The organism is Gottfriedia luciferensis (assembly GCF_001712755.1).
Taxonomy (GTDB): domain Bacteria; phylum Bacillota; class Bacilli; order Bacillales; family Bacillaceae_G; genus Gottfriedia; species Gottfriedia luciferensis_B.
Genome location: NZ_MDKC01000015.1, coordinates 20,085 through 40,034 on the forward strand (window position 1 = coordinate 20,085; position 19,950 = coordinate 40,034).

Below are 19,950 nucleotides of genomic sequence, written 5' to 3' on the forward strand. Positions count from 1 at the left end.
CATGTTTATAGCCTTCTTCATCCCTTATATTACGAACAGTTTTCATTTGTTAAATTACGCGTATAAAGTTTTCACTTCGCATATTTTTACATACAAGAAGCGAAGAGCAGAACGAATGGAATAAGGAAATTTTTTAATCCCTATTTCTCCTGCCTTCCCTTCCTTATTATATGCTTACACTTGATTTACTAACGCATTTACAACTTCTTCTAATTTCATTCCCCTAGAAGCTTTTACTAATACTAAGTCATTTGGTCGAACTTGTTGTAATAAATCTTCAATTAACTTATTTTTATCATCGAAGCTTTTTACTCTTGAAGAGTCCATTTGTTCAAAAGCTGACGTTGCTGCAAATTTACTTAATGGTCCAAAAGTATAAAGAAAATCGAAATGAAGGTTTACAACTTCTTCTCCAATTTCTTCATGAAAAGCAATTTCTTGATCACCTAATTCTAACATATCGCCAAATACTACAAATTTTCGATTATAACTCTTCAGTTCCGAAGCAAATAAAAGAGCCGCTTTCATTGATGTAACACTTGCATTATAGGCATCATTAATAACAGTTATTCCATTATTTTCATTCTTTAATAGTTCCATACGCATTTTTGTCATTTCTAAATTCTGCATTCCAGAACTAATTTCATCCCATGTTAATGAAAACTTCCTCGCAACTGCAATAGCTGCCAATGTATTACTAATATTATGTTTGCCTAGTACGGCCAATTTGAAACGGAAATCCTTCGCTTTATTTATTTCAAATTCACTTCCAGATTCATTCATTTCAATAAATGTTGGATATACATCATTACTTTCGCTTAAACCAAAAGTTTCGATCGTATAGATTAAGTTTTTGTCTTTTGTACCTTCGATTAATAATGGTTCATCGCCATTAATGACAAGTAAACCATTTTTTGATAGTCCGCTAGCAATCTCAAGCTTCGCCTTTGCGATCCCAGCCCTTGAGCCTAGTTCCTGCATATGAGACTCACCGATGTTTGTAATGATTGCCGCGTCAGGCTCAGCTAAATTAGACAAAAATTCAATTTCTCCATAATTGCTCATACCCATTTCTAAGACAGCAACCTCTGTATCTTCTGCCATCGCTAAAACTGTTAACGGAAGTCCGATATGATTATTAAAGTTCCCTTGTGTTTTATGTACTTTATATTTTGCTGAAAGAATGCTAGTTAAAATATCTTTTGTCGATGTTTTCCCATTACTTCCTGTTATACCAACTATTTTTCCATTCCACTCACTTAAATATGATTTGGACAGTTTTTGTAAGGCTTCTAATGTATCATCAACTAAGATGACAGATGCATTAGTTGGTACATTTGAAAACTTTCTAGAACAAAGTACTGCACTAGCACCATTTTCAATTGCTTGAGGTAAAAATTGATGTGCATCGAATTTTTCACCAATTAGCGGTATAAATAATTTTCCATTTAAATCTACACGAGAGTCTGTTGAAACTCCGTTGATTGTTAAATCTTTACCCTTTAATTCGCTACCGGGGATCATGTTAATGATTTGAGATAAAGTACGTACGATTGACATTGTCACCGACTCCTCTTCTATAGCATTTTTCTTCTATTCACATGAAAACACTATTCAACCATGAATAGTGTTTTCAATTGTTAAATATTATATTTAATTTGTTGTTTTTGTTCGTAACGTTCAATTGCTAGATCGATTAATTTTTCAATTAATTTTGGATATGTTAATCCAGTAGCCTGCCATAATTGTGGATACATACTGAACGGAGTAAATCCAGGCATTGTATTAACTTCATTCATTAATACGCCACCATCTTCTGTTACGAAGAAATCAGCACGAGTTAAGCCTGATCCATCGATTGCTTTGAACGCCACTTCTGCATAATGCTTAATTTTTTCATATGTTTCAGTTTCTACAGGAGCTGGGATAATTAGACCAGTATCGCCACTCTCATATTTTGCAGTATAATCATAAAATTCTACTGATGGTTTGATTTCGCCAACAACAGAACATTCAACTTGATCGTTACCTAATACAGCAATTTCAATTTCACGTCCAACAATATTTTCTTCAATAATTATTTTACGGTCAAATTGGAATGCTTCTTCAAATGAAGCCATTAATGCTTCACGATTCTTAGCTTTCGTAATACCAACACTTGAACCTAAGTTTGCAGGTTTAACAAATACAGGATAGCCTAATTCTTTCTCGACTGCTTCATAGCAAGACTCTGCATTTGATTTCCACTCTGTTTTTAAGAAGTGTACATATTTAGCTTGAGGAATTCCAGCTTGAGCAAATAAGTTTTTCATAATCACTTTATCCATACCAGCCGCTGAAGCTAATACACCATTTCCTACATAAGGGATATTTAATAGCTCAAGTAAACCTTGAACTGTTCCATCTTCACCATTTGGTCCATGTAATAATGGGAAAATAACGTCAACTGGGCCAGTTGAATCTTGATTTGAAGCTGCAGGAATAATTGATGAAGTTAACGCGACAGGAGCGATTTCATTTACATGTTGATCTTCATTTGAGAATTTTAAAGCTGCAACACTTTCTACTTTCCCCTCAATTTGTTTCCCTTGTAACCATTCGCCTTGTTCTGTTATATAAATTGGATACACATCAAATTTTGTGTGATCTAAAGCAGAAATAACGGCAAAAGCTGTTTGTAATGATACTTTGTGTTCTGCAGATTTACCGCCATATAATAATCCTAACTTAATCTTCATGATGTTCCCCCTACTATTTTTTGCTCTCCCTATTGTACCACTTTATACAAATGTGTATAAGCTTTTATGGGTAGAAACCTATTTTTCTTTACAACATATGCAATGATATCTGTTTTGTGATTTCTTTACAACTAAAAAAAGCATAGCTCTACTTAAGCTATACTTAGTTCGTAGACAAGAATATAAAAACTTGAATTTCAGATTGATTACAAGCGTTTTCGGGCAGTTTGATAAGTGTAATAAGCACTGCTCAATTGACGAAGCAACAAAGAAACAAGCATCCTGCGACCTATTGCGCTATACCCTGTTGATTATCTCTAATCGCTACTTTTTCATCAAGTGAGCGATACATTATTCCTGATAGCACAACTCCTGTTCCAAGAATTATAAATAGCCATATTCCAAGTTTTAAATCAAATAAAAATCCACCTAATAAAGGCCCAAGAAATCCACCAATCGTCCATTTCATACTACCAACCGCCATATAGGTCGCTCTTAATTCTTCAGGTGCAATGTTGGCCACAAATGTCATTTGAACTGGTGACATAACCATTTCTCCAAAGGTGTAGTATATGAAGATTATTGCTAAGAAAAATAGAATCATCCACTTACCTACACCACCTGTAAGTAATAATGGAGGTGCAAGGCCGATTGATAAAATACCTAAGCCGAATAAGATGGTTCCATAAAACATCGTTTTTCCAATTGAACGATTCGATAAATAACTTGAAATCGGAAATTGCAAAAGAACAACTAACAATCCATTAAGCGACATTAAAAATGGGTAAGGATTCCACATACCAAATTGAGATTGAAAGGTTTGTTTAAAATAAAGTGGTAACATTCCCTCAATTTGTGAGAAACCCATTGAAATAATTACACCTGTTGCTACGTAAAAAATTAATAATTTATCAGATCTAATGATTTTCATAACCTTTTTAAAAGGTATTTTCGTTACTTCAGTCTTTTCTTTAACATTCTTTTCTGCAGGAAGTGTTTCTTTTAATAGAATTAATTGTGCAATACTATAAAGCCCTAAAGTGATTGCTGCAATATAAAATAAACTGTCTTTCGAAAAGTAAACAACAGAACTTCCTAATAACGGACCGATTACGGTACCTACATTACTTCCAACCCTTAATAATCCATATGCTTCAGTTCTTTTCTCTGGTTTAGTAACATCAGCTACCATAGCAGAAGCTGCTGGACTAAAGAACGAGTTACTAATACCTAGTAAAATTGATAAAATTAAAAATGCTGTATAGCCTTCTACTAAAGCAAAGGATACTAAAATAAGAGATGTTCCAAGCGTCGAAAAAACCATCATACGTTTTCGTCCATATAAATCAGCGAGTCTACCACCAGCCATCGAACCAAATAATGATGCTATAGGTGAAATCGACATAATAAATCCTACCTTTAGCATTGAATCAACTTTTCCTTCTAGGTATAGAGCAAAAAATGGCATAAGCATCATCATTGCACTACTCGTAATCGTTTCTCCGATTACTCGAATCCACACATTACGATCCATACCTTTTAACTTTTTAAAAAAATTCATCCTTAGCAGCACCTCCTAGTGCATCATAACTTCCATATTTTAATCATATCGGAAGAATTTTAAGTTTCAAATTACTTTATATACGTATCCGATAAAATATGTTATACAAAACAAAAGGGCGTTCAAATTGACTTATCGCCATTTGAACACCCACTCTTTTTTTAACTTTTAAACTTGTTCTTTTGAAGGAACTGAGAACATCAATCCCAAAAAAGTACCTAATAGAAATAAGGTTGAACAAGAGCCCATCAATACTATGCTCACCGTTAAGCTTATGCCTGTATGTAAGAAACCGCTTCCAGTAAAATATAGTAAAAAAAGAATAAGACCAATAAAAAAGGCAATACCAGAATATTGAGTATATGTTTCAACGATTTCATAATCAGTTCGCTTCATAATGATTAACCTCCTGTTTTCATCTTTTTTGTGAATTGCAATACCTAATTTGTGACAACTTTGTGACACTTTTATAGTAACACACTTATTTCACAATTGTAAATATTTTCAGAAAACTTTTTTGAAAATATTTTGTTCAATAGTAACAAACCTCCCCCTTCTAAATAAAAAACAAAAAAACCGAGACAAATAGTCATCTCGGTTAAAATTTTAATTATTTCACTTTGATTGTACCTAGTTAAATATCCTTAGTGTCTATTTAAGAAAGATACTCTTATAATTACCATAGCCCTCTTCATCCATTTTTTCATATGGAACAAATCTTAATGCCGCAGAGTTTATACAGTAGCGAAGGCCCTCAGGTCCAGGTCCATCATCAAATACATGCCCTAGATGCGAGTCAGCTTCAGAACTTCTGACTTCAATACGCAACATTCCATGACTATAGTCCTTCTTCTCCTCAATTTCACCTTTTAGAATCGGCTTTGTAAAACTTGGCCATCCACAGCCTGAATCAAATTTATCTAATGAACTAAATAAAGGAAGTCCTGATACGATATCAACATAAATTCCTTTTTCTTTATGATTCCAAAACTCATTTCTAAATGGTGGTTCAGTTGCATCTTCCTGAGTAACAGCATACTGAATCGGTGTTAGTCTTTGCTTAAGCTCCTCTTGGCCCGTTTTCCAGTGTTCCTTTAAAAATTTTTGACGACCAGATCCTTTAAAGTAAAGTTGGTAACGAACCGGGTGCTTTTTATAATAATGCTGATGATATTCTTCTGCTTCATAAAATGGTTTTGCAGGTAAAATTTCAGTCACAATTGATTTCTTGAAAACGCCACTTTTCTCTAGTTTATCTTTCGAAGCTAGAGCTTGCTCTTTTTGACTTTCATTATGATAAAAAATTGCAGTTTTATACGAACTACCTCGATCATTAAATTGCCCACCTACATCTGTTGGGTCAATTTGTTGCCAAAATAAGTCCAATAATTTTTCATACGGATAGACTTCTGGATCAAATGTAATTTGAACAGCTTCATAATGACCTGTTAAATGTGTGCATACTTCTTCATATGTCGGGTTTTCTTTTTCCCCACCTGTATAGCCTGAAACAACTTTTATAATTCCGTCCTGTTGATCAAACGGTTTTACCATACACCAAAAACATCCACCAGCAAATGTAGCCAATTCTGTGCCCATACCTTTACTCCTCCTAAAAATTGTCATTAATTATATTTACCATATCTAATAGCCGATATAAATATTTTTGCTTAAAAAAGACCAATTCTTAACTTGAAAGAATTGAGATTTGTATGTAAACTTATACGATAATTACACAGGAGGAAATAAAAATGTTTGAAGAATTTAAGAAGTTTGCCCTTAAAGGGAATGTACTTGATTTAGCAGTCGGGGTAATTATTGGGGGTGCTTTTGGTAAGATCGTATCTTCTTTAGTTGGAGATATTATGATGCCTCTAATCGGATTGATCTCTGGAGGTGTAGATTTCTCAAGTTTAATGTACACATACAATAAAACTCAAATTAAATATGGTTCATTCATCCAAACAGTAGTCGACTTCCTAATCATCTCAATCTCAGTATTTTTCTTTATTCGATTAATTAATAGACTTTCATTTAGAAAGAAAGAAGTAGAAGAAGCAAAACCTGTGGTTCCTACTAAAGAAGAAGCACTACTTATTGAAATACGTGATTTATTAAAAGAACAGGTTTCAAATCAAAAAGGTATAAGCTAAAAGCTTATACCTTTTTGATTACCCGTAAGAATATATAAAAAACCTCGTACTATACTAATTATAATACGAGGTTAATAAACTATTAGAATTTTCCATAACCTAAGAAGTGAGAACGAACCCAGCTATTACTTAAGCTGATTACGCTGATTCCTTTACTTCCAGCATGAACCATTTTATTTCCACCAATATAAATACCCATATGTGAAGGACCATTAATATAAGTATTTTGTAAGAATACTAGGTCACCAGGTTGTGGAGAGCTGATTTTTGTCGCATTGCTCCAATATGTTTTTACATTTCCACGAGAGATGCCATATCCATTATGTGAATATACATACCAGATGAAACCACTGCAATCAAAACCGCTTGGAGACGTTCCACCAAATACATAAGGTACACCTTGGAATTGTAAAGCATAATCTACAAGGCCTCCAGTTGCTACTGGACCATCATTATTTGAACCTGAATCAGGTTTAGAATTTGAATTTGAATCTGAACTAGAATTTGAATCAGATTTCGAATCAGAATTTGAACTAGATTTAGCGGCTGGAGTGCTGCTAACGCTGTCATCTTCACCATCATCGCTAGATAAAGCAGCTAATTCAAGAGATTGTTGCTCAAGACGTTGAACTCTCTCATCTTCTTTTGCATTCTCTAGTTCTTTAACAGCTAACTTTAAGTTTGCTTCAGCAGTAATTAATGATTTTTGCTTTTCAGCTTGTGATTTAGAAAGTTCACTTTGTTGAGCAACTAAATCTTCTTTTGCTGTTACTAAAGATGCTTTCTTCTCATCAACAAGTTGTTTTTCTTTTAATACTTCTGCTTGTTCAGACTTTTGTTCTTTAATGATATTTTCATCAGCTTCAAAAAGTGTTGAAATTGAGTTTACTCGATTAAAGAAATCTACGATTGAGTCTGAATTAAATAAAACGTCTGTTACTAGATTCACTTTTGGTTGCTTTTGCATTGCAACTAAACGATCCTCTAATAAATCGTTACGTTTTTGAATTCTGTCTTGTAAGTATGTAATTCTTGCATTTTTATCTTTAATAATTTCTTCTGTTTCAGAAATTTCTGCTTTTTTAGCTTCTATGTTTTGCTTAGTAGTTTTAATTTGTTGATCTATTTTCTCTATCTCGTTGCTTAATTCTTTAAATTGTGATTGGAACTTATCTACTTCAGCTTGCTTTGTTTCAACTTTGCTATCAGCTAATACTGAAGCATTTGGCGCTAATGATAATACTATTGTACTTGCCATCGCCAGCACTGCTAGTTTTTTTCTTAACATTTCAGCGTTTCTCCTCTCGCTAATCTACGTAAATATTTATACCATAGATTCCCGAAGAGAGTCGCAATTGTTACAATATTGTAATATAAATGATAAATATGTCTTTATATGTCGATAAATTATCATCTTTTATTAAAGGAAACGAAATAAAACACTTCTATATTATATAGAAGTGTCAGTATTGATACAAATAACACAAAAACGTTAATTATCTATCTACTAGAGTTTTCGATGTAAACTCTGTCATTTCTAACTAAATCTTCATATGTTTCACGACGGACTACTTCTCTTGAAACACCATCTTTAACAAATACTACTGCTGGGCGACGGATACGGTTATAATTATTAGCCATTGAATAGCCATAAGCACCAGTGCAAGATACAGCTAATAGATCTTTGTTTTGTACAACAGGTAAGTTACAATCCCAAATTAGCATATCGCCACTTTCACAGCATTTACCAGCAATCGATACAACTTCTTTATTCTCATCATTTGCTCGATTTGCAAGCATCGCTTCGTATTTTGATCCGTATAGTGCAGGACGAATATTATCAGTCATTCCCCCATCAACAGATACATATTTACGAATTGAAGGAAGAGTTTTTGTTGAACCAATCGTATAAAGTGTTGTTCCAGCTTCACCAACAATACTGCGTCCAGGCTCTAACCATAGTTCTGGTAGTTTGTAGTCTAGCTCTTCACATTGTTGTTTAATAATAGTAGTAATTTTTTCTATATGTTTAGCAATAGCTAAAGGCTCATCTTCTGAAGTATAACGAATACCAAAGCCTCCACCTACATTTAATATATCAGCTGTAAAACCTAAATCATTTTTAAGTCCATTTAAAAAGCTCATTAATACATTGATTGCATGAACAAATCCATCTGGTTCGAAAATTTGAGATCCTATATGTGAATGTACTCCTAATAATTTTAGGTTAGTTGAATTTAACGAAACTTCAACTGCTTCATTAGCTTGACCTGACATAATATCGAAACCGAATTTAGAGTCTTCTTGGCCCGTCATTACATATTCATGTGTATGTGCTTCAACACCTGGCGTAACACGTAATAAGATTGATACTTCTTCATTTCGTTGTTCAGCTAAGGCCTGTAATACTTCTAGCTCAAAGAAATTATCAACTACAAAACAACCGATTTTTGCATTTAAAGCTTCTTCTATTTCTTCAATTGTTTTGTTGTTTCCGTGAAAATGAATTTTCTCAGTTGGATATCCTGCTTGCAAAGCTGTATATAGCTCTCCACCAGAAACAACATCTAAACATAGACCTTCTCTTTCTATTAAGCGGGCTTGTTCAACACATAGAAACGCTTTACTCGCGTAAGCAACCTGATATTTCATTCCCGTTTCTCTTAAAGCTTCATGGAATTCCCTACATTTTGATTCAATTAATGCTTCGTCATAAATGTATAGAGGGGTACCGTAATTTTTTACTAAATCTACAGTATCACAACCTCCGATTTCTAAATGTCCTTCATTATTAATTCGACTATTACCATGTAAATACATTCGTATTCTCCCTTCAAATCAAATGTAAGATCATTCTAAGAAGCTTCCCTCAATGTATTAGTGTATTAAAAAAGACACATGAAGGATATGTTCATGTGCCTATCGCTTTTAAAAAAAGGACTTAGCCAATCACATCTCTTCAATAGCTCTTCACAAACACATGTGACAGTACTACATTTATTAAATGTAGTCCCAGAAATAAAATGTGTGGCAATTTATTTCTTCGGCATAGGATCCTTTCTCATTTTGTCATAAAACCCACAGTTCTCTAAAATGATACTCATATACAATGCAACCTCTACGAATAGACTGTTATTTTTTATATTAGTCTATGTATAACACAGTCTAAAAATAGATGTCAAACCATTTTTGAATAATATTGTCGATTTATATTCACTTCATACACACAGCTTTTCCTTTTCAAAATAATATCTATAATATAGAATATGTTTTATGCGAGAGAAAAGGTGATTCAAAAATGAAAAATCATTTCAATAAATTTAAATTAAATCTAAAAAAAAACAAACCACTAACAAACTGTTAGTGGTTTTTCTTTTTTGTTGCCTTATTACAAAACTCTTAACTTAAGTAGAAAAAATTGGACAGGGGTGAATAGATTGCGTTCAAGCAAAATAGCAGTACTTTCAATATGTAGTAACACATTCATCGTTTTATTAAAATTAATTGTCGGGATTTTTACTGGTTCCGTAGCAATTATCTCTGAGGCAATTCATTCTTTATTGGATTTAGTCGCTTCAGTCATTGCATTTTTCTCTGTAAGGATTTCAAATAGACCACCTGATAAGGAACATCCTTATGGTCATGGTAAGTTTGAAAATATTTCAGGTACAGTCGAAACAATCTTAATATTTGTAGCTGGTATTTGGATTATCATTGAATCTGTTGAAAAGTTACTTCATCCTACTCCAATTAAAATGCCAATGATCGGTGTAATCGTTATGTTAATTGGAGCGTTAATCAATTGGAGAGTAGGAAAAATCGTTCAAAAAGTAGGTAATGATACTCATTCTGTCGCAATGCAATCAAACGCTTTGCATTTATTAACAGACGTTTATTCATCACTCGGAGTCGCAGTAAGTTTAATTTTAGTAAGTCTTACTGGTTGGGAATTTCTCGATGCATTGATCGGAATTGGAATCGCAATTTATATAATGAAAGAATCAATCGAACTTGGGCGTAAGTCGTTTACCCCCCTACTTGATACTGGGCTATCTACAGATGAATTAAAACAAATCGAAAATGTATTATATTCTTTTAAATCCCAATTTATCGAATACCATGATTTACGCACGAGACGTTCGGGTGCTGAGGAGCATATTGATTTCCATTTAGTATTACCATCACACATGAGCATTGAAGAAGCCCATTTACTATGTGACAAAATAGAAGAAGAAATAAAAAAGGTTTTAGTTGATCCTAAAATATTAATTCATGTCGAACCAGAAAATGAAAGAATACAAAAACGTGATTTCATAAACGCAGCAAACAAAGAAGAGCAGGAATTACAAAGAGTAGGAAATTCATTCAAGGGATAAATGGACATCAGTAATTAAAAAAACCCCACAAAGAACTTGTGGGGTTCATTCTATTTAAAGGGCTTTTACTAAATAATAATTTCATCGGAAGGTTGCTCTGGGTCGTCTCCTTTTAATTTTTGAGCTCTCATCGTAACCATCGCATAGCCAATCGCCATAATTATGCCAAAAACATATCCACCAACTGTAAAGATAATCGTACGTGAGTAATATGCTTTTAATCCATACGTATCAACCATCCACCATTGTGCAACAGCAAAAACGATATCTTTAATAATCCATGCGACAAACAAATATTGAAATACTTTAAATAGTGAAGGATGTTTATATAATTTTTTACTTTCTTCACGATCTTGCCCCTGTATTGCAGCAATATCAATCATAAAATAATATGGTAATGGCTTTTTCAAAGCTAATAAAACTAAAAATACTGCGACAACCCCAAAATGGTAATACACATTATACAAAATTAAGTTTTTCGCAGAACCTAATGCCATTAAATCAACAGCTGTACTTACAGTTAATGTTGAGATAATAAAAATACCAGTAACATTAAACTGTTTTGTATACCAAAAACGAAATAAAGTATATAAGATCCCTGGAACCGTCGGTAAAAGCATCGCCCAATAATCACTAAAATAGTGTTGTAAAACTTTATATAAAACAAGCGGAAATACTAAATACAAAATTAGATCGTAAATAATTAAATTACTTTCTTTCTTCATTTATATAACCTCGTTTTTTTTGGTCTTTTTCGTCATAATCATTGCTATTTTATATTATTATTATTGTTACTAAAAAACAAAAATCAATTAGAAAGAGCCATATTTTATTTTGAATAACCACAATTTTCAAACTATCAAAATGACAAATTGTTAAACATGATTATACCAAAAAAATCTAAGAGCATAAACTCTTAGATTTAATGTGTGGACAAAGTCAAAAAATAACTTTACTGGCGAAGTGATCTTTTTAAACCGTTTATTAATCCAGCATGTAGCCCTTCATGGAAAATGTTAAAGCTAATCATGTCTCGAACAGTCTTTATTTCAAAACTACCTAGTTTCATCTCTTTTAAAATGATTTCATCTAAACGTCCTTCATATGTAGAAATAACTTGTTCAACTTGCTGTTCTAATAAAGTAACAATTTCCTCATATGATGGTGGCTCTGCTTGCCAGTCACCTGGTTTAGTCCCACCCTTGAAGAAATCAATGAATTCTTTTGAAAGTTGGCCAGCATCACCAGTGTTAGCATAAAGTAATTGCTCATATGCCCCTAGCACATGACCTGCATTCCAAAGAATATTATTATTGAATCCTGCCGGTATTACATCTACAGATTCTTTTGAAACAGAACTAAGAACTTTCAATGTATAAACTCTTGTAAACCTAAGTTGTTCAAAAATAGCATCTGCCATCTTGATCCCTCCATATCATATTATTACTAAAATGATCGTATCACGAATGAGGGATATTTTTCATGAAAAAGATGTTTTCTCGATAGAACAGATGACTGTTTAAACGATCATTAAGAATCAAAAAAAGAGCCTCAATAGTGAGACTCCCTCCAGTCTTATTAACAATCAATGCCTTAAAATAATACCATTGATCCTGGACCAGTGAGCAATAACCCTACTGCGGCTGCAATAATTAATAGATTAAACTCAAATCCATTCGAACTATTCCAGAATCCGTTCTTTATATGAACCTTTATTACCGCTACTGCCATCACTACTATTATCAACCATGCACCTATTTCTGTATATACCCCAGCCGCTACAAAGAATCCACCTACAACTTCTGCCACTCCTGTTATAAAAGCAAAAAATGCTCCAGGTTTGATTCCAATCGACTCTAGCCATTGTCCAGTTCCTTTAATACCGTAACCACCAAACCAACCAAATACTTTCTGCACCCCGTGACCTAATAAAATAATACCTAAAACAAGTCTAATAACTAATAGGCCTTCATCAAGCATATCTCCACCTCAATTCTCTTTAATTTGAGATATTTAGTGCATAATTATTTTTATTCTTTTTTTGACATATATATGACCTTTATTATAAATTTTTAAAAATGAATCAGTTTTCTTGTCTTTGAGGAATAGAATACTATAACAGAAGATTTTCTAACTCAAAAGGAGAGCATGAATCATGAAAAAAGTCGTTCCACTAACTGTAATCGGCTTTTGGATTTTAATGCTACTACTCGCAATTCGATATCATTTATTTCATTTATCATTGCAAGATATAAAACAGTTTATTGCTAATTCTTCCTTCAATCCGATGCTATTATTTGTCGCAATTTTCTGTGCAAGAATCTTTCTATTCATTCCGAGCTCTGTATTAATTGTAGTAGGTAGCTTGTTTTTCCACCCGTTTGAAACCATTCTCTTATCATTAATTGGAATGGCCATCACAGAAACAATTATTTACTTATTAAGTAGAAGTATTTTTAGTGATTCGATCCAGCAATTCATGGAGAATAAATATCCCTCTCTATTTGAAGAGATTATTTCGAACCGAAAGAGATACTTATTCTTAACAGTTGCCACTCCACTAGCTCCAACAGATGGTGCATGCTTCATCGCAGCCTCAACTAATATGAAATACTTGTCCTATATAGCAATTGTGTTTGCTGGTAATATTCCGATTGCAGTTCTTTATACGTTATACGGAAATTTCTTACTTGGCTCACCGTGGATTACAATCTGTATTACTGCTACAATCTTAGTCGGATTTTTCATTTTCATTTCTTTAAAAAAGAGACAAAAAAAGGATACACATTTCTCAGCCTAAACTTTTTCAATATGTATTTTAAAAAATTATTAATAAATAAATCGATTTTTATATATAAATTAAACTATACTAAGATTAATTAGAATTTTTTAAGAAACCGAGGTAAAAAGATGGAAACAAATAAGATTTTGTCCTCATTATGTTATTTTAGCGTATTCTTCGCACCTTTCTTATTCCCAATAATTGTTTATTTCGTCGCAAAGGATCAACAACTAAAATCGCATTCTAAACGAGCATTTTTTTCACATATCCTACCATTTCTAACAATTATTATTTTAGCGATTATTTCCCTTTTCACTTTTAATACTTTTGGTGACGGTGCAGGTTTTGCTCTTATAGGTGGATTTATATTAGCATTCATTGTTAATTTAATCGTCTTTATATGGAATATTGTTCAAGGTATTAAAGTGCTGATGTAAATTCGTCATGTTTTCTACATTATTTCTCAGGAAATTTTCAATTTCGACAAATGCAATTTTAAACTTTCTTAATAAGTAAAAAGGCAATGTAATGTTAAACCATTACATTGCCTTTTTTTATTATTCACTTTGGGTAACATAAGCTTCTTTTGAATTAGTTCGTTTAATTGATTTCTTAATTATAAATGATAAAGATAAGATGCAGGCAATTACAATGGAGCTAGTTAAAGCTATTTGCGATGTTGTTAAGGAGAAAAATTTAGCCAAATAGACAGAGTATGATAGTAGAGATGATGTAATTAATTTTGAAATCGAAGCAATTAATAGAAACTTTTTGAAAGATACTTTACTAATTCCTGCCCCGACACAAATAATTTCATCTGGTAAAATCGGAATGATAAACATTAAAGTTAATATAATTGTTTCATTTTTTTTGACATATTCCTGATATTTTTTTAACTGTCTTTCTTTAACAAACTTTGAAACTAGTTTAAGTCCACCTATTCTTGCTAAGAAATACATAATGACAATACCTAAAGTTGAACCTAAAAATCCAATTAATGCTCCTGAAAACGATCCAATTACTGCACTACCAGCAGGAATAGTAAGTGCTTCTGGTAAAGGTAAAAAAATCGGTTGAAATAAACAGATTAAGAAAAATAGTAATTTTGCAGTTGCGATATGATTGGTTAATAATCGCTCAACTCCGTACTGATCTATAAATACTAGAAATTGACTAGCATAAAATACAATTCCAACTACTGCTATACAAAGTAGTAAACTAATTAGCGCTATTTTTGTAACCTTTAAAAACTTTCTATGATTCGAGACAACTAGATAGAAATCTAGTAGCAGAATTCCCATGATTGCAAAAATGAATGATATTTTATAGATCGTTACGACAGTAGGTAAACTAGTGACTAATATTAAGATCGATATTGTAGCTAATACTATGTGTAGCGTAAGTTCTTTCATCGTATTAAACTGTTTATTCTCTTTCTTCAAAGTAATCAACTCCTCTACTACAGCTTGACCGTTCAATGTTTTTCGCTACTATGTTTATCGTAACGAAACTGTAAATAATTTGAAACGAACTTAAGTATTAAACTTACTAAGTCTTAAGTCTTACGGTGAGGAAGTTTTTGTAATTGAAATTGTTATATTCGAATATTCGACCCTTAGTACAAAATGCCTCTATGATTTAGATCGAATATATTAATTTTTTTAAAAAGATTTGAAAGTCGTTTACACGCTGTTGAAAACAACCTTGTCAACTAATAACCAAATTTTCGTAAAGGAATCTTAGTGATGTTGATTTCCACTCCGGGATGCTCGCTTTCCATGGGGCGAGACCTGAGCCGCCTCGGCGAGCCTGTGGGGTCTCAGCCTTCCCGCATATCCCATAGGAGTCGAGCACCCCTCCGCTCCAATCAACTTATTCATCAAAAGAAAGGTTACTCTAAAAAACCAATCTAAAATCCTTTACTTAGAGTATCATAACAGTTTGATAATGGGTTTATAGATAAATTTAGATATAACATCAGAGTATTAAAATAATCATTTAAAAATTAGCCCTCAAATATTTTTACTTCTCCGGAATAAACAATTACTAGAGTTCGTTGATATTATAAAACTGCTTAAACAACTAACATTTAAAATCATTATTAAGAAATCTAAAAATGAATTAATTATCAATTCACTTACTATACTTTTGACCATTTTATATTTCAACACTCTAAAAACGACTGTCAAAGGTTTGACAGTCGTTTACTTTTTTAAAATTAGAAATCAAAATTGTCAGGGTCTGGGCCAACACGAAGATTTTGGTTCAGTGAGTTAATTTGGTTCATATCTTCTTCTGTTAGTTCAAAATCAAAAATATTTGCGTTTTCTTGAATGCGGTGTTCTTTGATTGATTTTGGTATGATTACTACACCGTTTTGTAAATGCCAACGTAATACAACTTGAGCAATTGATTTATTATGTTTGTTTGCTATTTGTGATAAGGTTTCGTTTTCAAATAATTGTCCTTGCATTAATGGAGCCCACGCTTCTACTTGAATTGAATTTTCTTTTAAAAATTCTCTTAGTTCAACTTGACTTAGCATTGGGTGTAATTCAACTTGATTAATCATAGGCATTATTTCAGCATGCGCCATGACTTCTTTCAAGTGGTGAATTTGGAAGTTACTCATTCCAATTGCTTTTACTTTTCCGTTTTTATATAGTGTTTCAAGTGCTTTCCATGATTCAACATATTTACCTTCAACTGGCCAGTGGATTAAATATAGGTCTAAATAATCAAGACCTAGTTTTTTCAAACTTAATTCAAAAGCATCGATAGTTGATTGGTAGCCTAGATCGGCATTCCAAACCTTTGAAGTAATAAATAAGTCTTCTCGTTTAAGATCATTTTCTTCAAGAGCTTCTCTAATCCCTTGCCCTACACCTTCTTCGTTTTGATAGATCGCTGCAGTATCGATACTACGGTAGCCATTACGTATTGCAGCTTTTACAGAATCAATTACGACTTGTCCGTCTTCTACTTGGAAAACTCCTAACCCTATAACTGGCATTTCTAAACCATTATTTAACTTAACTAAATTATTCATTTTTATTTCTCCTTTTATCTATTTTATTTTTTAAAATTTACTTTTTCTTTTCTAAAGAAGCGCTCCATATACTTAGCAGAACTGCTCCTAATACCATGATTCCACCTATCCACGGTGTATGAATCAAGCCAATTGTATCAACGACTAAACCACCAATAAATGCTCCAATTGCAATACCTACGTTGAATGCTGCTATATTTAACGCTGATGCAATATCTACTGCAGATGGGACATACTTCTCAGCTAATTTCACAACATAAATTTGTAGACCAGGTACATTCATAAAAGCAAGCAAGCCTAAAAAGAAAATCGTTACAATTCCTACTAGTTTAAATGGAGCCGTAAACGATAGAATGATGAGAACAATCGCTTGAACGGCAAACATCCACGTTAATGCTTTTAAAGGATTTTTATTAGCCGCTTTTCCACCGATCGTGTTACCAAGTGCTACTGCAATTCCATAAACAAGTAAGATAATACTTACAGAGTTTGGAGCAAAGCCGGTAATATTTTCAAGGATTGGTGACAAGTATGTGAATGCTACAAAAGTACCTCCATATCCTAATGCTGTAATAGCAAAAGCTAAAAGTAATGGTCCATTTTTTAAAACTTTCAGGTTATCACTAAATTTTGATGCCGGTGGCTGTTTAATTGTTTTTGGAACTAGTATTGCAATTGCAATGATTGCTATAACACCTAGTAATGCTACAGCTCCAAAAGTTGATCTCCATCCAAAATGTTGACCAATAAACGTGCCTAATGGAACACCTGTTACAGTCGCAACAGTCAAACCTGTAAACATAAATGCAATCGCACTTGCACGTTTGTTTTCAGGCACTACATCGGCGGCAATTGTTGAACCGATTGAGAAGAATACACCATGTGAAAATGAAGTAATGATTCGAGCAACTAACAATAAACCAAAACTAGTTGAAAAAGCAGCAACACTATTTCCTATGATAAAAATAACCATTAATAGCATTAGTAACGATTTTCGACCAATTTTGTTTGTTAATGCGGTTAAAATTGGTGCTCCAAATGCAACACCCATCGCATATACAGAAATTAATAATCCCGCTAAAGTGATTGAAATGTTCAAATCACCAGCAAGAGTTGATAATAAACCAACGGGAACAAATTCGGTTGTTCCGATACCAAATGCACTAATGGCAAGAGCCATTAACGCAGGAGTGCCACTTTTTTTCTCTTGCATCTCAATTGAAGCAGCGGTTGAACTCATAGAGAATCCTCCTTGTTATTGTTATTTTTTATGATTAGTTTGAATACAAGAGACGTGGCGCCTGAATAAAGTCTCATTGTCATTCAAAACATAAATGAAATGGAATAGTAAAATGATCAACGTTTCTTTATAAAAATACTTTTTAGTAAATGTTTGTTAATCAATTAACTATTTGTCATTATGAGCGATAGGAATAAGTTAGAGAAGTATGTACTTTGAAGTGATATAGTTACTTTTTAGTAACATTTAAGAGAATAAAGGCTTAAAACAGAGAAAAAATTACAAAAAGTTTTTTAACAGACTTGAAACTACACAGTTTGCGAAGAGAATGTTATGATATTTTAATCATTAAAAATATGTTGCATAGGTCGTTTTGTTTAAATATGAATGAGGGAGAGGAGAAAATGAAAAAATACAATATTCCGGTTGAAGCTTCATTAGATGTAATTGGTGGTAAATGGAAGGTAGTAATTCTTTGTCATTTGACAAAAGGGACGAAAAGAACTTCTCAGTTAAAAAAGTTAATGCCGAACATTACCCAAAAAATGTTAACTCAACAACTGAAAGAATTACAAGAAGACAATATCGTTCATCGAAAAGTATTTAATCAGGTTCCTCCAAAAGTGGAATATTCCTTAACGGATTACGGATGGTCTTTAAAAGAAGTATTAGATCTACTGTGCACTTGGGGAGAAAACCATATTGAAACAATGTATCCTAATAAAAATGACGTACTTCTTCCACCAGTTGAGGATGAAGTAACTCTATAAAATAAAAACTCCTTCTATTGAAAGGAGTTTTTTTAAGAGTGTTGAAATATAAAATGGTTAATAGGGGAAACAGACATTAAATGAACATTATTTAATGATGAAATTATCATTTTTAATGGTTTTAAATGTTAATATGTTTGAGCAATTTCATGATTCTAATAACACAAGTAATGATTTTTTTCAGAAGTTAAAAAATTATGAGCTAATTTTTAGAAAAACAAATTCAATTGATTAGTTTAGTTTAAATAATGTTCGATATTAATTGACCTACAAACTGATTAATAAACAACTGTTAGGTTACTTTAGTAAAGGCTATTTGATTAGTATTTATTGCAGAGACTTTTTTTGATGAATAAGTTGATTGGAACGGAGGGGTGCTCGACTCCTATGGGATAAGCGGGAAGGCTGAGACCCCGCAGGCTTGCCGAGGAGGCTAAAGAATCTCGCCCCATGGAAAGCGAGCATCCAGTAGTGGAAATCAACATCACTCTACTCCTTTTACGAAAATTTGGTAATTTAATTGACAAAATTGTTTTTCAATAGCGTGAAAAAACTCCTTCTAAATGAAAGGAGTTTTTATCTGCAATCTAATTAAAATTAACTTTTATTTTTTGTGCTTTCGCAATTACTTTATGCTGATTATCCAATACATCGCTAGTTGTTAGCTCAATCCATTTCAAGCTAGGATCCGTATGATCAACTATAAATCCCATTGCTCCTTGCTTTGAACTATTAGGACTCATTTCCCCACCTAAATATTCAATATAGAAGTCATCTTTAAATTCCTTTACTTCATTATTACTCGTCATCAAATGGGCAACTGGACCAAAGTGTAATTGTTTATTCGAGTGATTAATGATTTCTACCTCTACCTTAATGAATCGAAAACTTTCATAGCTTTCTGTATAATAATGAAAATAATCCATTAAAGAATAGGTCGGTAAGTTTTTAATCAGCTTAATCTGTTTAAGTTTCATTTCAATTGGACCAATTGAATAGGACTCATTTAATGAAGCAATGCCCTCTAAAGTAACTTCTCCTTTATCATCTTTAAGTGTTTGACCTTTAAGGAGTAAACCCGTATCATCTGAAACCTGTGGATTAGGAACATATACATCGTTTAAAGACTTTGCTCGGCTTTTAGAGATTGTAGAGACCTTTTTTATATTCTCTGCTGAAGCAGTTGTTTTCTCTTTCTGAACTAAGCTACATCCTGAAAGCATTAAAGAAAGTAAAATAAATGGAATCAATTTTTTCATCTAAATCCCCTTTCATCCTTAA

19 protein-coding genes and 1 riboswitch are annotated in these 19,950 nt (G+C 32.7%); of the genes, 5 read left to right on the plus strand and 14 right to left on the minus strand.

Features of this window, described 5'->3' with window-relative positions; translation table 11 throughout:
• Positions 1–174: 174 nt before the first annotated feature.
• The 5 genes from BED47_RS12250 to msrA all read right to left on the minus strand — a co-directional run bounded on the left by BED47_RS12250 (position 175) and on the right by msrA (position 5,898).
• Positions 175–1,560, minus strand: coding sequence for a UDP-N-acetylmuramoyl-tripeptide--D-alanyl-D-alanine ligase (locus BED47_RS12250; protein ID WP_069033903.1), 1,386 nt, complete (start codon positions 1,558–1,560; stop codon positions 175–177).
• An 80-nt stretch (positions 1,561–1,640) separates the two neighbouring features.
• Complete coding sequence (locus tag BED47_RS12255; protein WP_069033904.1) at positions 1,641–2,741, minus strand: D-alanine--D-alanine ligase; 1,101 nt, start codon at positions 2,739–2,741, stop codon at positions 1,641–1,643.
• Positions 2,742–3,027: 286 nt separating this feature from the next.
• Positions 3,028–4,299, minus strand: a complete 1,272-nt coding sequence (locus BED47_RS12260) for an MDR family MFS transporter (protein ID WP_069033905.1) — start codon at positions 4,297–4,299, stop codon at positions 3,028–3,030.
• A 168-nt stretch (positions 4,300–4,467) separates the two neighbouring features.
• Positions 4,468–4,695 carry a hypothetical protein gene (locus tag BED47_RS12265; RefSeq protein ID WP_069033906.1) on the minus strand — a complete coding sequence of 76 codons (228 nt, stop codon included), beginning with the start codon at positions 4,693–4,695 and terminating at the stop codon, positions 4,468–4,470.
• A 255-nt stretch (positions 4,696–4,950) separates the two neighbouring features.
• Complete coding sequence (gene msrA / locus BED47_RS12270) at positions 4,951–5,898, minus strand: peptide-methionine (S)-S-oxide reductase MsrA (RefSeq protein ID WP_254664597.1); 948 nt, start codon at positions 5,896–5,898, stop codon at positions 4,951–4,953.
• Between the two features lie 152 nt (positions 5,899–6,050).
• On the opposite strand from msrA, the gene mscL reads away from it, so the two are divergent.
• Complete coding sequence (gene mscL / locus BED47_RS12275) at positions 6,051–6,452, plus strand: large conductance mechanosensitive channel protein MscL (protein ID WP_069033908.1); 402 nt, start codon at positions 6,051–6,053, stop codon at positions 6,450–6,452.
• Positions 6,453–6,534: 82 nt separating this feature from the next.
• Here the strand turns inward: mscL and BED47_RS12280 are convergent, their stop codons facing one another.
• Positions 6,535–7,740, minus strand: a complete 1,206-nt coding sequence (locus BED47_RS12280) for a C40 family peptidase (RefSeq protein WP_069033909.1) — start codon at positions 7,738–7,740, stop codon at positions 6,535–6,537.
• A gap of 212 nt (positions 7,741–7,952) precedes the next feature.
• Entirely contained in the window at positions 7,953–9,272 is a 1,320-nt protein-coding gene (lysA, locus tag BED47_RS12285; protein ID WP_069033910.1) for a diaminopimelate decarboxylase, read from the minus strand.
• A 135-nt stretch (positions 9,273–9,407) separates the two neighbouring features.
• Positions 9,408–9,581, minus strand: a riboswitch (Lysine riboswitch).
• A gap of 308 nt (positions 9,582–9,889) precedes the next feature.
• Between lysA and BED47_RS12290 the strand changes: the two genes are divergently transcribed.
• A complete protein-coding gene (locus tag BED47_RS12290) occupies positions 9,890–10,828 on the plus strand; it encodes a cation diffusion facilitator family transporter (RefSeq protein WP_069033911.1) in 939 nt (312 codons plus the stop codon).
• A gap of 68 nt (positions 10,829–10,896) precedes the next feature.
• On the opposite strand, the gene BED47_RS12295 is transcribed toward BED47_RS12290, so the two are convergent.
• The 3 genes from BED47_RS12295 to BED47_RS12305 all read right to left on the minus strand — a co-directional run bounded on the left by BED47_RS12295 (position 10,897) and on the right by BED47_RS12305 (position 12,808).
• Positions 10,897–11,553, minus strand: coding sequence for a VC0807 family protein (locus BED47_RS12295; protein ID WP_069033912.1), 657 nt, complete (start codon positions 11,551–11,553; stop codon positions 10,897–10,899).
• A gap of 227 nt (positions 11,554–11,780) precedes the next feature.
• Positions 11,781–12,248: a DinB family protein gene (locus BED47_RS12300; RefSeq protein WP_069033913.1), complete on the minus strand. Its 468-nt coding sequence runs from the start codon at positions 12,246–12,248 to the stop codon at positions 11,781–11,783.
• Positions 12,249–12,421: 173 nt separating this feature from the next.
• A complete protein-coding gene (locus tag BED47_RS12305) occupies positions 12,422–12,808 on the minus strand; it encodes a DoxX family protein (protein WP_069033914.1) in 387 nt (128 codons plus the stop codon).
• 175 nt (positions 12,809–12,983) lie between these two features.
• Between BED47_RS12305 and BED47_RS12310 the strand changes: the two genes are divergently transcribed.
• On the plus strand, positions 12,984–13,628 hold the full coding sequence (locus tag BED47_RS12310) for a TVP38/TMEM64 family protein (protein ID WP_069033915.1): 645 nt from the start codon (positions 12,984–12,986) through the stop codon (positions 13,626–13,628).
• 110 nt (positions 13,629–13,738) lie between these two features.
• Positions 13,739–14,047: a DUF4870 domain-containing protein gene (locus BED47_RS12315; RefSeq protein WP_069033916.1), complete on the plus strand. Its 309-nt coding sequence runs from the start codon at positions 13,739–13,741 to the stop codon at positions 14,045–14,047.
• Positions 14,048–14,167: 120 nt separating this feature from the next.
• On the opposite strand, the gene BED47_RS12320 is transcribed toward BED47_RS12315, so the two are convergent.
• From BED47_RS12320 to BED47_RS12330, 3 genes are all read right to left on the minus strand, one after another.
• Entirely contained in the window at positions 14,168–15,052 is an 885-nt protein-coding gene (locus BED47_RS12320) for a TVP38/TMEM64 family protein (protein ID WP_254664598.1), read from the minus strand.
• A 776-nt stretch (positions 15,053–15,828) separates the two neighbouring features.
• Positions 15,829–16,659 (minus strand): aldo/keto reductase, encoded by an 831-nt coding sequence (locus BED47_RS12325; RefSeq protein ID WP_069033917.1) that lies wholly within the window; start codon positions 16,657–16,659, stop codon positions 15,829–15,831.
• A 37-nt stretch (positions 16,660–16,696) separates the two neighbouring features.
• The gene (locus BED47_RS12330; RefSeq protein WP_069033918.1) at positions 16,697–17,899 is read right to left on the minus strand and encodes an MFS transporter; all 1,203 of its coding nucleotides are present in this window, start codon (positions 17,897–17,899) and stop codon (positions 16,697–16,699) included.
• 404 nt (positions 17,900–18,303) lie between these two features.
• On the opposite strand from BED47_RS12330, the gene BED47_RS12335 reads away from it, so the two are divergent.
• Complete coding sequence (locus BED47_RS12335) at positions 18,304–18,669, plus strand: winged helix-turn-helix transcriptional regulator (RefSeq protein WP_069033919.1); 366 nt, start codon at positions 18,304–18,306, stop codon at positions 18,667–18,669.
• Positions 18,670–19,256: 587 nt separating this feature from the next.
• Here BED47_RS12335 and BED47_RS12340 read toward each other — a convergent pair.
• Complete coding sequence (locus BED47_RS12340) at positions 19,257–19,928, minus strand: hypothetical protein (protein ID WP_069033920.1); 672 nt, start codon at positions 19,926–19,928, stop codon at positions 19,257–19,259.
• Between the last annotated feature and the right edge of the window lie 22 nt (positions 19,929–19,950).